This is a genomic window from Arthrobacter sp. DNA4, assembly GCF_024362385.1.
Lineage (GTDB): Bacteria > Actinomycetota > Actinomycetes > Actinomycetales > Micrococcaceae > Arthrobacter.
The window spans coordinates 1,604,756-1,617,995 of record NZ_CP101466.1 but is presented as its reverse complement, the minus strand read 5'-3'; the positions used below and the strand labels follow the sequence as shown (position 1 = coordinate 1,617,995).

Sequence of the window (13,240 nt, the reverse complement as noted above, 5' to 3'; positions counted from 1 at the left end):
CTACCGGCCTAGCGCCCGGTGAGGGACCAGGCGTCTTCGGAGCCGTCGTCGTCATCGCCATAGCCTCCCGGAGCGGAGTCCGAGCCGTCGTAGTATTCGACGTTCTGCTTCCTCTGGTCCAGGTCTGCAGCGACCAGGTCTTCGGCGTAGCCGCCCTGGGCGATGTTGGCGTTGGCATTGTCGCTGAGTGCGGCGGTCTGCGAGTCAGGCGCCGCAGGGGCTTCCTGGCCCTTCATGGCGGCGAGGACGGCGGCGAGGTCGTCCGGCTTCACCAGGACGTCACGCGCCTTGGAACCCTCCGAGGGGCCCACCACTCCCCTGGATTCGAGGAGGTCCATCAGCCGGCCGGCCTTGGCGAACCCGACCCGGAGCTTGCGCTGCAGCATGGAGGTGGAGCCGAACTGGGTGGTGACCACCAGTTCGGTGGCCTGCAGCAGCACCTCGAGGTCGTCCCCGATGTCGTCGTCGATCTGCTTCTTTTCCGCTTCAGGGGCGACGTCGTCACGGTAGACAGCCTGCAGCTGCCCCTTGACGTGCTCCACCACCTTGTGGATTTCCGACTCCGTGACCCAGGCGCCCTGGACGCGCATTGCCTTGGAGGCGCCCATGGGCAGGAAGAGCGCGTCGCCCTGGCCGATGAGCTTTTCGGCGCCCGGCTGGTCCAGGACCACCCTGGAGTCCGTGACGGAGGAGGTGGCGAAGGCCATGCGCGAGGGCACGTTGGCTTTGATGAGGCCCGTGACCACGTCGACCGAGGGCCGCTGGGTGGCCAGCACCAGGTGGATGCCGGCGGCACGGGCAAGCTGGGTGATGCGCACGATCGAGTCTTCGACGTCGCGCGGAGCGACCATCATCAGGTCGGCAAGTTCGTCCACGATCACCAGCAGGTACGGGTAGGGCCGGATGACGCGCTTGGAGTCGACCGGCGGCTGGACCTTGCCGGCGCGCACGGCCTTGTTGAAGTCGTCGATGTGCTTGAAGCCGTAGTTGGCGAGGTCGTCGTAGCGGGCGTCCATTTCCCGCACCACCCACTGCAGCGCTTCGGCGGCCTTCTTGGGATTGGTGATGATGGGCGTGATCAGGTGCGGGACGCCCTCGTAGGCGGTCAGTTCCACACGTTTGGGGTCCACCATGACCATGCGGACCTCGTCCGGGGTGGCGCGCATCAGGATGGACGTGATCATCGAGTTCACGAAGGACGACTTACCGGCACCGGTGGCACCGGCCACCAGGAGGTGCGGCATCTTGGCCAGGTTGGCCACCACGTAGCCACCTTCCACGTCTTTGCCCACGCCCATGACCATCGGGTGGTCCGTACGGCGTGCGTTCTGGCTGCGGAGGACATCGCCCAGGGAGACGGTTTCGCGGTCCGTGTTGGGGATCTCGATGCCGATGGCGGACTTGCCCGGGATGGGGCTGAGGATGCGGACATCGCTGGAGGCAACAGCGTAGGAGATGTTCTTGGACAGGGCGGTGACGCGCTCCACCTTGGTGCCGGGCGAGAGTTCGATCTCGTACCGGGTGACGGTGGGACCGCGGCTGAACCCGGTGACCGTGGCATCAACGTTGAACTGGGTCAGCGTATCCGTGAGGGCGGCGACGACGGCGTCGTTGGCTTCGGTGCGCTCCTTGGGGATGGATCCGGGTGTGAGGAAGTCCGAGGCCGGGAGGGTGTACGTGACGTCGCCGGCGAGTGAAAGTTGCTCGGTCCGCTGCGGGATGGGGACGGGCGGCGGGGCCGGGGCCACGGGGTTGGAGGGCACGGTTGGCGCCGCAGCGGGCTTGCTGGGAGCAGCAGCCCCCGGGATGACCAGTGGAATGGCCTCGGTGGCATTTTCCGGCGGTGACGCCTGGGAGGCGGCACCCAGGCCCTGGGCTGCCTTGATCTTTTCGACGGCGATCTCCGCCTGGGTGGGCCGGCGCACACCCGGCGCAGGCCGGGCAGGTTCCTGCTCGTCGTCGTCAATGACGGCGTGTTCAAAGGCTTCGTCGCCCACGTAGCCCTCAAGGCCTGCCTCGGTCTCCTGGTCCTTCCCAAAGAGCTTGCGCTTCTTCTTCCGGGGTGCGGCGGGGGCCGTCCGTTCCAGGTAGCTGCGGTCGTGGACGTCGGGGCGTTCCTGGTCCATCAGGTCCACGCCCATGAGGTGCTCGTAGGCCCCGCGGATGCGGCGCGGAATGGCCGTGAACGGGGTGGCCGTGATAATCAGCAGGGACACGAAAGCGAGCAGGCCGTAGAGGGCCACAGGCACGGCGGGGTGGATGGCGGCCAGCGGCGTGGCGGCCAGGAAGCCGAGCATGCCACCGGCTTTGCGGAGGCCGTCGAAGCCGTCGGCCACGGTGGGCTGGCCGCCCAGGATGTGCGCCAGGCCGCAGCCGGCGAACGTCATGATCAGGAAGCCGATGCCCACCCTGTTGTTGCCCCGGCCGTCGGAGGGCTGCCGGAACAACCGGAAGGCGCAGACAAAAAGCATGAGCGGGAGCAGCAGCGAAATCCAGCCGAAGGTGCCGTTGACCACGGCGTAGACGGCGTCCGGGAACCAGCCCGTCAGGCCCCACCAGGCGAAGGTTGCGATGAAGACGCCCAGCGCCAGGTTGAACAGCGCGGCGCCGTCGCGGCGGTCCTCGGCGGGAAGGTCACTGACGTCATGGCCGATGCGGCGCACTCCCCCGCCCACCAGATGGCCCATGCCCAGCCATGCTCCGCCTACGACGCGCAGCAGCCACGGCTGGTGGTGTTCGACGGCGGGAAGCTGGCGGGTGCGTGCGGTGCTGGATGAGCCGCCGCGCCCTGCCTTGCTGGAAGTGGAGCCGGTTCCGCGGGCTGTGGAGCTCCCGGATTTGCTGCCGGAGCTGCCCCTGCCGGTACCTTTGGGCGCGGAAGTAGTACGTGTGGCCATAGTAGCCACGGTACCGGAAGCATGCTGTGATTCCGGGGATATCGGGGCCCGGGGAGCGCATCGGTTGGGGGCACCGGCCGCACCGCCCGGACACGCGGAAGGCCCCGGTTCACGGTGAACCGGGGCCTTCCGAACCTGCCCTACGGCAGCGGAGGTAATCTCAGGCCTCGAGCACCACCGGGATGATCATGGGCTTGCGGCGCAGCTTGCGGTTGACCCACGTGCCCACAACGCGGCGCACCACCTGCTGGAGCTGGTGGCTGGTGTGGTCTGCGTGGTTCTGGACTGCTTCTTCCAGTGCCGCGTTGATCTTGGGGATGATGTCGTCGAAGACTGAATCGTCCTCGGCAACGCCCCGGGCGTGGATCTCGGGCCCGGACACTACCTTGCCGGTGGCCCGGTGGATGACCGTGATGATCGAGATAAAGCCTTCGTCGCCCAGGATGCGGCGGTCCTTGAGGTCCGCGTCGGTGATTTCGCCCACGCTGGAGCCGTCAACGTAGACAAATCCAACCTCCACCTGGCCCACGATGTCCGCCTGGTGGTCGCGCAGGTCGATGACGGTGCCATTGTCGGCAAGGATGACGCTGGCATCCGGTACACCGGATTCGATGGCGATCTTGCCGTTGGCGATCAGGTGCCGGGTTTCGCCGTGCACAGGCATCGCGTTGAGCGGCTCGAGGATGTTGTAGCAGTAGAGCAGTTCGCCGGCTGCTGCGTGGCCGGACACGTGGACCTTGGCGTTGCCCTTGTGGATCACGTCGGCGCCGAGTTTGAGGAGGCCGTTGATAATCCGGAACACCGCATTTTCATTGCCCGGGATGAGGCTGGAGGCCAGGATGACGGTATCGCCGTCGCCCACCACCACGCGGTGGTCGCCGTTTGCCATCCGGGACAGGGCCGCCATGGGCTCGCCCTGGGAGCCGGTGGACATGAGGACCACGCGGTTGTCCGGCAGGTTGTCGATGTTCTTGATGTCGACGATCAGCCCGGAAGGGACGTCCAGGTAGCCCAGCTTCTCCGCGATGGCCATGTTGCGGACCATGGAGCGGCCCACAAAGGCCACCTTGCGGTTGTGCTTGGCAGCGGCGTCAAGGACCTGCTGCACGCGGTGGACGTGGGAGGAGAAGGACGCCACGATGATGCGCTTGGTGGCCTGGCCGAAAAGCCGCTCCAGCGTGGGGCCGATTTCCTTCTCGGCCGTGGTGAATCCGGGCACGTCGGCGTTGGTGGAGTCGGACATGAAGAGGTCAACGCCCTCCTCGCCCAGCTTGGCGAAGTGGCGCAGGTCGGTGATGCGTCCGTCCAGCGGCAGCTGGTCCATCTTGAAGTCACCGGTGTGCAGGACCGTTCCGCCGGCAGTGCGGATGAACACGGCAAGGGCATCCGGGATGGAGTGGTTGACGGCGACGAACTCGCATTCGAACGGCCCGAATTTCTCCACCTGGCCTTCCTCAACGGTCAGCGTGTAGGGCCGGATGCGGTGCTCCTGCAGCTTCGCTTCGATCAGGGCCAGCGTCAGCTGGGAGCCCACCAGCGGGATGTCGTTGCGCAGGCGCAGCAGGTACGGCACGGCGCCGATGTGGTCCTCGTGGCCATGCGTGAGGATCACGGCCACGACGTCGTCCAGCCGGTCCTCGATGTACGAGAAGTCCGGCAGGATCAGGTCAACGCCGGGCTGGGTTTCCTCAGGAAAGAGGACGCCGCAGTCTACGATCAGCAGTTTGCCGTCGATTTCGAACACGGCCATGTTCCGGCCGATCTCCCCGAGCCCGCCAAGCGGGACGATCCGCAGCGTGCCTTGGGGCAGGCGCGGTGGGGTAACGAGGCCGGTAAGGGCAGTTTGGGTCATAGTGCACTTCTTTCCAGGCGGAAGGGTGCCGGTCTTAGCCTCAGGAGAAGACCAGCCCCGCTTCCGCCAAATCCCCGCGGATGGTTTCGATCTCGGTTTCGTCCGGCTCCACGAGGGGCAAACGGACAATCGAGTTGGGCAGGACTCCCTGCCATTTAAGAATCTGTTTGGCCGCCACGGCCCCCTGGACACGGGTCATGGTTGCGCGGACCACGGGCTGCAGCTCGAAGTTGATCTTGCGGGCAGTCCCAAGGTCATTGGCGTTGACGGCGTCGATGAGTTCGCGGAAGCGGCGGGTGGCGACGTGGGTAGTGACACCCACCAGGCCGACGGCGCCCAGCGCCATCCAGGGAAGGGTCAGCCCGTCGTCGCCCGAGTAAAACAGGAGGTCGGTTTCCGCCATGACGCGGGTGGCTGCGGTGAGGTCTGCCTTGGCGTCCTTGACGGCGACGATGTTGGGGTGCTGCGCCAACCGGATCATGGTGTCGGGTTCGATCGGGATCGAGGACCGGCCGGGAATGTCGTACAGCATGACCGGAACGTCGACGGCGGAGGCGATGGTCTCGAAGTGGGCGCGGACACCGGCCTGGCTGGGCTTGTTGTAGTAAGGGGTCACCAGGAGGAGGCCGTCGACGCCGAGGGCAGCAGCCTGCTGGGAGAGGTGGACCGAGTGCGCGGTGTCATTGGTGCCGGTCCCGGCAATGATGGCCGCCCGGCCGCCCACGGCGTCCTTCACGGCGCGGAACATGCCGAGGTTCTCTTCGTCTGTCAGCGTGGAGGTCTCACCGGTGGTACCGGTGACCACCAGGCCGTCACAGCCGTCGTCGACCAGCTTGCTGGCCAGCGCTGCCGCCTGGTCGTAATCCACTGCGCCGTCCTTGGTGAACGGCGTGACCATGGCGGTCAGGAGGGTACCGAGGGCAGGGATGTGCGCGGAAGAGTCAGCCATGGAAAAAACGTTACCCTGTCCCCGGCTGGTTAGGACAATGCCACGGGCGTGACGAACGTCAAATACGGTGCCGCCCCGGCCGTGGCGCGTCCGTCCCCGCGTGGCAATAGCGGCCAACGGCCGACTGCCGGAGGCCCTCTGCCCAGGAGGCGAGCCGCTGTGCCGCCCGCACGTAATGGAACAACTCCATGGGCGTCAGGGCATCAAGATCCGTTTCCGCGAGCCTGCGGGCCAGCTCGGCCCCCTCCGGCTGGGCCGCAATGCTGACACCTTCCTTTTCCCACGCGACGTCCTCGGCGGGCCGCCCCGAGACAAGCTGGCGGAACAAGTAGTCCACCACTCCGGGACTCATTGCCTTCAGCGGCCCGTCCGCGGCGCCAGGATCCCCGGGCGCAAGGGCGTCCGGGGTGTACCGGCGCGGCAGGCTCCCGGACTGCACATGGTCCTCCGGCGCGGGGCCTGCCTGAACATGGCCCTCCCGCACGGGCCCCGCCTGCAGACTGCCCGATGCGGGCCCCGGCTGCCGGCGCCCCTGCCCCCTGGTTTCAGGGGTGCCTCCCCCGGCCGCTCCTCCCCTGGATCCGGATGCTCCGGACGACGTCATTTCCATACCCGACATGCTATTCGAACATATATTCGAATACAAGGCATCCCGGTACTCCCGGCACCGGTACCGGTACCGGTGGGACGGAGGCAAGGATGGAGGCACAGGATGGACGGAGGCACAGGCGCCCCGGAGCCCTGATGACCGCCCCCGGCTGTGACAAGCGACCCGGGAGCAGCATGTGAGACGATCTGGTCATGACGTCCCGAAGCCCGGCCACCCGGTCCCGCAAGGCCCCAGGCAGGCAACAACCGGGGCGCCTCCGGGGCATCGACGCCGCCCGCGGCGTGGCATTGCTGGGCATGATGGCCACCCACCTGCTGCCGACGTTCGAATCGAATGCAAACCTCACGCCAACCTGGATTGGCCTCACCTTCTCCGGACGCGCCGCCGCCCTCTTCGCCGTGCTGGCCGGCGTGGGACTTGCCCTGTCCACCGGGAAGGACAAGCCGCTGGCAGGGCCCGGGCTCTCCGCCGCCCGGCGCGGTGTGGCGCTGCGCGCCCTGGTGATTGCCGCCGTCGGACTTACCCTGGGCGGCCTGGAGGTGAACGTGGCCATTATCCTGGTCCACTACGCCGTGCTGTTCCTGTGCATCCTCCCCTTCCTGGGGCTTGGCGTGAAGCCGCTGTGCGCCTGGGCCGGCGGCTGGATCCTTGCCTCGCCGGTGCTGGCATACCTTATGCGGCCCTGGCTCCTTGCCCCCGAACCACCCCTGAAGCTGGGCCACAACCCTGGCTGGGAAGACCTCGGAACACCTTCCAGGCTGCTCGCGGATGTGTTCTTCACCGGCTACTACCCTGTGTTCCAGTGGCTGTCCTACCTGCTGGTGGGACTGGTGATCGGCCGCCTGGTTCTCACCAAGGCACTGGTCCCCATACTGTTGCTGACGGCCGGAACCATAGTGGCCGTGGCAGCCAAGGCCGTGGGGGCAGCGGCCATGGAGGACTGGGGCGGCCTGGAAGCGCTGGAAAAGGTCGTCAATTCCCCGGGGTACCCGCTGGACAGCGTGCTGCAGGTCAACCTGACGGGCATTTCCCAGGAGGGCTCATGGTGGTGGCTGGCATCGGCCGCACCGCATTCGGGAACTCCGCTTGATCTGCTGCACACCTCGGCAGTGGCGGCGGCAGTGATTGGGGCCTGCCTGCTGCTGGGGCGCCTCGCAGAGTGGGTGGACCTGGACCTGCTGCTGCCGCTGCGCGGGGCCGGCGCCATGACCCTGACCCTGTACACAGTCCACGTTTGGGTGGTTTCCAGCTTCTACCTGAAACCCCTGCCCGCCGGCTGGACCGAGGACGGGATGTACTTTGCCCAGGCGGCCACTGCCATCACTGTGGGCATTGTCTTTGCGCGCCTGTCCTGGCGCGGCCCGCTGGAATGGGCGGGCCATGCGGCGGCCGTGGTGGGCCGGGGCGGCTTCAAGGCCCTCTCCTGAGCTGAAATGAAAAGAACCCGCGGCCCCACCGAAGGGTGGGGCCGCGGGTCCCGTTCTAAAACCGGGCGCGGGTGCGTCGGCTGCTACTGCGGGGTCAGGGTGAAGGTGGCCGTCTTGTCGCCGAAGTCATCGTTGACGACAACCTGGGTGGGGCCCTTCTTCACATCAAACGCAATGACGCCCTGGCGGACATCGCCGGCACCGACCTCGTCGGTCGGCAGGGCACCCATTCCATCGTCGAGGTAGACCAGTTCGCCCTCGTTGCCCTCGGCGTCATAGACCTTGAAATTCGAGGGGCTGGAGAAGCTGCTTCCGGTCAGCGTCTCCCAGGAAACCTTGACCGCCAGGAAACCGCCGTTCTTCGGCTGCATGTAGGTCATGCCCGGGATTTCGGCCGTGTAGATGGAATCGAGGACGCTGATCTTTACGGTGTTGCCTTCGGACACGGTGGCCACGAAGGAGTTTGCGCCGGCGGCGGCGCCACTGGTCGGGGCGGCTCCGTTCGACGGAGTTGTTCCACGTGACGGGTTGGGCGCAGCCTGCGAGGCCGACGGAAGCTCGGGAGATACGGGGAGCTTCCGGTTGTCCAGGGCAGCCCCGATCATGGCGACGGACATGATGGCCAGCAGGATGCCGGTGATGATGCTGATAAGCCAGACGACGCCGGTGATGATCCAGGCCTTCTTCTTGTTCTCCGGGTAGCCCTCAAGCGGGCGGCCATCCTTGTCCCTGGTGTTTCCGGTCAAGGTGATGATCAGGTCCACGATGGCCCAGATGCCGAGGCCACCGGCCGTCAGCAGCTTGGCGATACCCGAGCCGGTCTTGCCAAGGTAGAAGCGGTCCGCGCCGAAGGTACCCAGCAGCAGCGAAAGGATCCAGGTTGTCATGAACGACTTCCGCGGACCGTCCGCGTAGGGACCGCTGCCCAGCGGCCCCGGCTGGTATTCCCCCTGCGGAGCTCCAGGGTACTGCCCCTCAAACGTGGAATGTCCCCCGAAGGTGGACGGGGCCGGCGGAATGGGCGGAGCGGACGGTCCGCTCTGGGATGGGTTGGGGAAATTCGGGTGGCTCATGGATGGTCCTTCTGTCCAAAGGTGCGGGTTCTTGGGTGCACGGGTGCAGGTGTGCGGGCGGGTTCAAGGGTTGGGTTGCGTGCAGCGTCAGGCAGCCTCCGGCTTCCCGGCACGCGGCAAGGGAGCGCTGGTGCGTGGCAGGGATGGGTGCGGTTGCCCGGGGAGGGGCCTGGGGTGCAGCTGGACCACGCCCGTGGCATGGACATGGCCAACCTCATGCTTTCCCCCAAAGCTAAAGCGTCTTTACTAAATAAACCTACCGCGGACGGCAGCGTACTGCGATGGGCAGAAATGCCCATCGCAGTAAACGGTGCAGGAGGCCGCGGAGCGCGGGGCCTGCTGGAGCAGGTCCGGCGCTTACCGGTATCAGGACGCGGCGGAAAAGAGCCGCACGGCGTCACGCATGGATGCCCGCGCCCGTTTGCGGTCGCCGGCAGCGTCATAGGCGCAGCTCAGCCGGAACCAGGAACGCCAGTCATCGGGAGCGGCCTCGGCTTCGGCCCGGTACTTTTCGAATTCAGCGTCCGCCGCGGCCCGGACGATCCGGCCGCCCGGCGTGCGCGGAAGCTCATCGACGGGCAGCCCGCCTTCGGCTTCCAAGACCTTGGCCATCTGCTCGGTGCGGGCACCGAACATCAGCTCGCGGATCAGGGCCCAGGCACCAACCACAGGCAGTACCAGGTAGGCGGCGCCGATGGCCTTGGCCGTGAGGTTGCTGTCCGTCAGGAGCAGGACTGAGCGTTGGAGCGACACCACCAGGTAGAAGACCAGCAGCAGCGTCACCGCGCCCACCCAGATCTTGGTGCGGTTCTTCCGGAAGCCGGCAAGGAGCCCGTTCACGGCTTAGAGCCCCAGGTCCAGGTAGCCGTCCAGGCCGAAGGTCAGCCCCGGGTGTGCGGCAACGTTGCGCAGGCCCAGGAGCACGCCGGGCATGAACGAGGCGCGGTCGAAGGAATCGTGGCGGAGGGTCAGCTGTTCGCCCGGGCCGCCCAGCAGGACTTCCTGGTGTGCCACGAGGCCGCGAAGCCGGACACTGTGGACCCGGACGCCGTCCACGTCGCAGCCTCGGGCGCCGGCACGTTCACTGGTGGTGGCATCCGGGCTGGGCGGCACCTGCGCTGCCCGGCGTTCGGCGGCGATCAGCTCAGCGGTGCGGACTGCGGTGCCGGAAGGGGCGTCCACCTTGTCCGGATGGTGCAGCTCGATGATCTCCACCGATTCGAAGTATTTGGACGCCTTCGCGGCGAAGGCAGAGGCCAGCACCGAGCCCAGGGCGAAGTTGGGGGCGATGAGAACGCCGGTCTCCGGGTGCGCTGCCAGCAGGGATTCCAGGGCGGACAGCCGCCCCGCGTCCCAGCCGGTGGTGCCCACCACGGCGTGGATGCCGTGCTCGACGGCGAAGCGGACGTTCGCTTCGGTGCTTTCGGGAACCGTCAGGTCCACCACGTAGCGGGCACCTGAGGCTGCCAGCTGCTCCAGCGAGTCACCCCGTCCCAGGGCTGCAACGAGCTTCATGTCGGGCGCGGCGTCAATGGCCTTGACGGCCTCGGCGCCCATGCGTCCATTGGCACCAAGGACGGCCACCAGCTTGGGAACGGAGTGTTGTTCGGTCATGGCATTAACCCTACCGGCGGGACGGGTGCGGGCAGGAACCGGACGGCGTGCGTTACCTCGCACTCGGGGCGCCGTGCGGGCAGCAGCGTCAGCTGCCTGCGCCGACCCATTCCACGGTGCCGTCCGAGAAGAACTGTTCCTTCCAGATGGGAACCTGTTCCTTGATGCGGTCCACCAGATCGGAGCAGACCGCGAATGCCTGCCCTCGGTGCGCGGCGGACACCGCGCACACCAGGGCGGGCTCCCCGATCTCCAGCATCCCGATCCGGTGAGCCGCCCAGATCCGGACGGGCTGTCCGGGGCCGGCACCTGCTTCGGCGTTCTGTTCGGCAACCAGGCCCGCGACGACGTCGGCCATCACCTGGTGCGCCGTGGGGTGCGCACTGTAGCTGAGGCGCTCAACGGCCTTGCCGCCGTCGTGGTTGCGCACCACACCGCTGAAGCTGACCACGGCGCCCGCCGTGTCACTTTCCACTGCCGCAATTGCCTGGTCCACGGAGATGGGCTCCGCGCTCAGGACCGCGCTCACTACTTCGAATGCTTCAGTGCCCATGTCCGCCTTCCAGCTGGTCACAAAGATGCCCGATCACCGGGTCCAGGACGGTCAACCCGTCCATGACGCCCTTGGGCGACCCGGGCAGGTTCACGATGAAGGTGCGCCCCGCGGCGCCGGCATAGCCCCGGCTGAGGGCCGCCAGCGGGGTCTTGGCAGCGCCGGCGCGGCGAATCGCCTCCATGATGCCGGGGATTTCCCGGTCCAGCAGCGGCAGGGTGACGTCCGGTGTCCGGTCGTCCGGGCTGAGGCCGGTGCCGCCGCTGGTGATGATGATGGCGGGGTGCTGGGTGAGGAGCGCGCGGATGGCGGCGCCCGCGGGATCGCCGTCCGGGACCACCATGGCCGGGAAGACGTCAAAGCCATGCTCAGTGAGCCAGTCGGTGATGACCGGTCCGGTCTCGTCGTCGTAGATGCCCGCGGCGGCCCGGGTGGAGGCGATGACGACGCCGGCCTTCCGCCCCTGCACGTCGCCGTGCCGGTGCGGTTCGGGGACGTCCAGGATGTTGGGGGTGGTCACAGGGCCCAGTCTCCGCTCTTGCCGCCACTTTTGGCCAGCACCTTGATGTCTGTCAGGACGGCATGTTTGTCCACGGCCTTGATCATGTCGTAGACGCTGAGGGCTGCCACCGACGCGGCGGTCAGGGCCTCCATTTCCACTCCGGTGACGCCCCGGGTCTTGACGGTGGAGCTGATGGCGACGGCGTCCTCGCCGAGGTCGAAATCGACCGTGACTTTGGCGAGGGGCAGCGGATGGCAGAGCGGAATCAGGTCCGGAGTCTTCTTGGCCGCCATGATGCCGGCCACACGGGCGACGGCCAGCGCGTCCCCCTTCGGAAGCCCGCCGGTGCCCAGGAGCCGCATCACCTCCGGGGTGGTCCGGACCGTGGCGGTGGCCGTGGCCTCGCGGGTTGTTTCTGCCTTGGCGGAAACATCCACCATCTGGGCGCTGCCGTCCTGGCGCAGGTGCGTCAGTGCGGGGGTTTGTTCTGCGTTCACAGCATCCATACTTCCACCTCGTCGCCGCGGCGAGATCCGTTACGCCGGGGACGTGGACCAGGACGTTGGAACCGGCGAGCGCGTGCATCAGGTGCGAGCCCTCGCCGCCCTCCAGCTTCACGGTTCCGTCCGGCTGCAGGCTTCCGCGCCGGACCTGGTGCTTGTGGGCGGGGGACGCCAGGGGCTGGTCCAGGCGGGCACGCAGAGGCAGCCTGGGTGCCGCGCCCCCAGGAATGCTGACAGGGCGGGACGGAGGAACATTTCAAATGACACCAGGCAGCTGACCGGATTGCCCGGGAACCCAAGGAAGGGAACGCCGTCGAACGTGCCGATTCCCTGGGGGCCACCGGGCTGCATGGCCACATGCAGGAACTCCACAGGCTGGTCGGCCATCGCCTGGCGCACCACCTCGTAGGCGCCCTTGCTCACCCCGCCCGTGGTCACGATCAGGTCTGCACGCCGGCTCCCGGCGCGCAGCAGAGCCAGCAGTTCCGCGGGGTTGTCGGTGGAAATGGCGGTGCGCCGGACAGTCAGCCCGGCCTGCTTCATGGCGGCTTCCAGGAGGGTTCCGTTGGAGTCGTAGATCTTGCCCGGCGGAAGGTCCCGGCCGGGATCCACCACCTCGTCACCGGTAGTGACGAGCAGGACGGTGGCGGCCTTGTACACCGTCACTTCCGGGATGCCCAGCGCGGCGAGCAGCCCCAACTGGGCCGGTCCCAGGCAGGTACCGGCAGCCAGTGCCCGCTCCCCCGCAGCGATGTCGCTGCCGGCGGCGCGGACGTAGGTTCCCGGGGCGGTGGCAGGCAGTTTCACTGCGCCGTTCCAGTTCACTGCGCCGTCCGGGCCGGGCTCCGGGAAGCGGTCCGGCTCCGCTTTTTCAATGGGTACGACGGCGTCAGCCCCCTCCGGGATCATGGCACCGGTCATGATGGGGGCGGCCGTACCGGGCGCGAGCGGCTGCGGGCTGGACCCGGCGGGAACCGGGGGCACGATGCTCAGGTCAGCGCCGGCGCCGGACAGGTCGCCGGAGCGGACGGCGTACCCGTCCATCTGCGAGTTGGCGAACGGGGGAAGGCTGATCGGCGCGGTGACATGGTCCACCAGGCCGCGGCCCAGTGCCTGGGTGAGCGGCAGGGTTTCCGTGCGCTCAAGCGAGCGGAGCGGCTGGAGGAGTTCCGCGACGGCGGCGGCATGACCAGCGACGCTCCGCGCATGTTCGGCCTTGCCGTGGGGGTGGCTGGTCATGGGTACGCCTTTGGTCGCGGC

General features: G+C 67.5%; 11 protein-coding genes and 1 pseudogene. 1 reads left to right on the top strand and 11 read right to left on the bottom strand.

Annotated elements, in window-relative coordinates:
- Nucleotides 1-8: 8 nt before the first annotated feature.
- From NMQ03_RS07485 to NMQ03_RS07470, 4 genes are all read right to left on the bottom strand, one after another.
- The gene (locus NMQ03_RS07485; protein WP_255175050.1) at nt 9-2,897 is read right to left on the bottom strand and encodes a DNA translocase FtsK; all 2,889 of its coding nucleotides are present in this window, start codon (nt 2,895-2,897) and stop codon (nt 9-11) included.
- Between the two features lie 160 nt (nt 2,898-3,057).
- A complete protein-coding gene (locus NMQ03_RS07480) occupies nt 3,058-4,749 on the bottom strand; it encodes a ribonuclease J (protein WP_255175049.1) in 1,692 nt (563 codons plus the stop codon).
- Nucleotides 4,750-4,789: 40 nt separating this feature from the next.
- Complete coding sequence (gene dapA, locus NMQ03_RS07475; protein WP_141940780.1) at nt 4,790-5,698, bottom strand: 4-hydroxy-tetrahydrodipicolinate synthase; 909 nt, start codon at nt 5,696-5,698, stop codon at nt 4,790-4,792.
- 58 nt (nt 5,699-5,756) lie between these two features.
- Nucleotides 5,757-6,182 carry a hypothetical protein gene (locus NMQ03_RS07470; protein WP_255175048.1) on the bottom strand — a complete coding sequence of 142 codons (426 nt, stop codon included), beginning with the start codon at nt 6,180-6,182 and terminating at the stop codon, nt 5,757-5,759.
- Between the two features lie 317 nt (nt 6,183-6,499).
- On the opposite strand from NMQ03_RS07470, the gene NMQ03_RS07465 reads away from it, so the two are divergent.
- Entirely contained in the window at nt 6,500-7,735 is a 1,236-nt protein-coding gene (locus NMQ03_RS07465) for a heparan-alpha-glucosaminide N-acetyltransferase domain-containing protein (protein ID WP_255175047.1), read from the top strand.
- Between the two features lie 83 nt (nt 7,736-7,818).
- Here the strand turns inward: NMQ03_RS07465 and NMQ03_RS07460 are convergent, their stop codons facing one another.
- From NMQ03_RS07460 to glp, 7 genes and pseudogenes are all read right to left on the bottom strand, one after another.
- Nucleotides 7,819-8,808: a TM2 domain-containing protein gene (locus tag NMQ03_RS07460; protein WP_255175046.1), complete on the bottom strand. Its 990-nt coding sequence runs from the start codon at nt 8,806-8,808 to the stop codon at nt 7,819-7,821.
- A 366-nt stretch (nt 8,809-9,174) separates the two neighbouring features.
- The gene (locus NMQ03_RS07455; protein ID WP_255175045.1) at nt 9,175-9,648 is read right to left on the bottom strand and encodes a hypothetical protein; all 474 of its coding nucleotides are present in this window, start codon (nt 9,646-9,648) and stop codon (nt 9,175-9,177) included.
- A gap of 3 nt (nt 9,649-9,651) precedes the next feature.
- The gene (dapB, locus tag NMQ03_RS07450) at nt 9,652-10,422 is read right to left on the bottom strand and encodes a 4-hydroxy-tetrahydrodipicolinate reductase (protein ID WP_255175044.1); all 771 of its coding nucleotides are present in this window, start codon (nt 10,420-10,422) and stop codon (nt 9,652-9,654) included.
- 88 nt (nt 10,423-10,510) lie between these two features.
- On the bottom strand, nt 10,511-10,975 hold the full coding sequence (locus NMQ03_RS07445) for a molybdenum cofactor biosynthesis protein MoaE (RefSeq protein ID WP_255175043.1): 465 nt from the start codon (nt 10,973-10,975) through the stop codon (nt 10,511-10,513).
- Complete coding sequence (locus NMQ03_RS07440; protein ID WP_255175042.1) at nt 10,965-11,495, bottom strand: molybdenum cofactor biosynthesis protein B; 531 nt, start codon at nt 11,493-11,495, stop codon at nt 10,965-10,967. The genes NMQ03_RS07445 and NMQ03_RS07440 overlap by 11 nt, the downstream gene beginning before the upstream one ends.
- Nucleotides 11,492-11,983, bottom strand: a complete 492-nt coding sequence (gene moaC / locus NMQ03_RS07435) for a cyclic pyranopterin monophosphate synthase MoaC (RefSeq protein ID WP_255175041.1) — start codon at nt 11,981-11,983, stop codon at nt 11,492-11,494. The genes NMQ03_RS07440 and moaC overlap by 4 nt, the downstream gene beginning before the upstream one ends.
- A pseudogene (gene glp / locus NMQ03_RS07430) lies at nt 11,971-13,219 on the bottom strand (gephyrin-like molybdotransferase Glp). Before glp ends, moaC begins: the two are co-directional and overlap by 13 nt.
- Nucleotides 13,220-13,240: the final 21 nt, after the last annotated feature.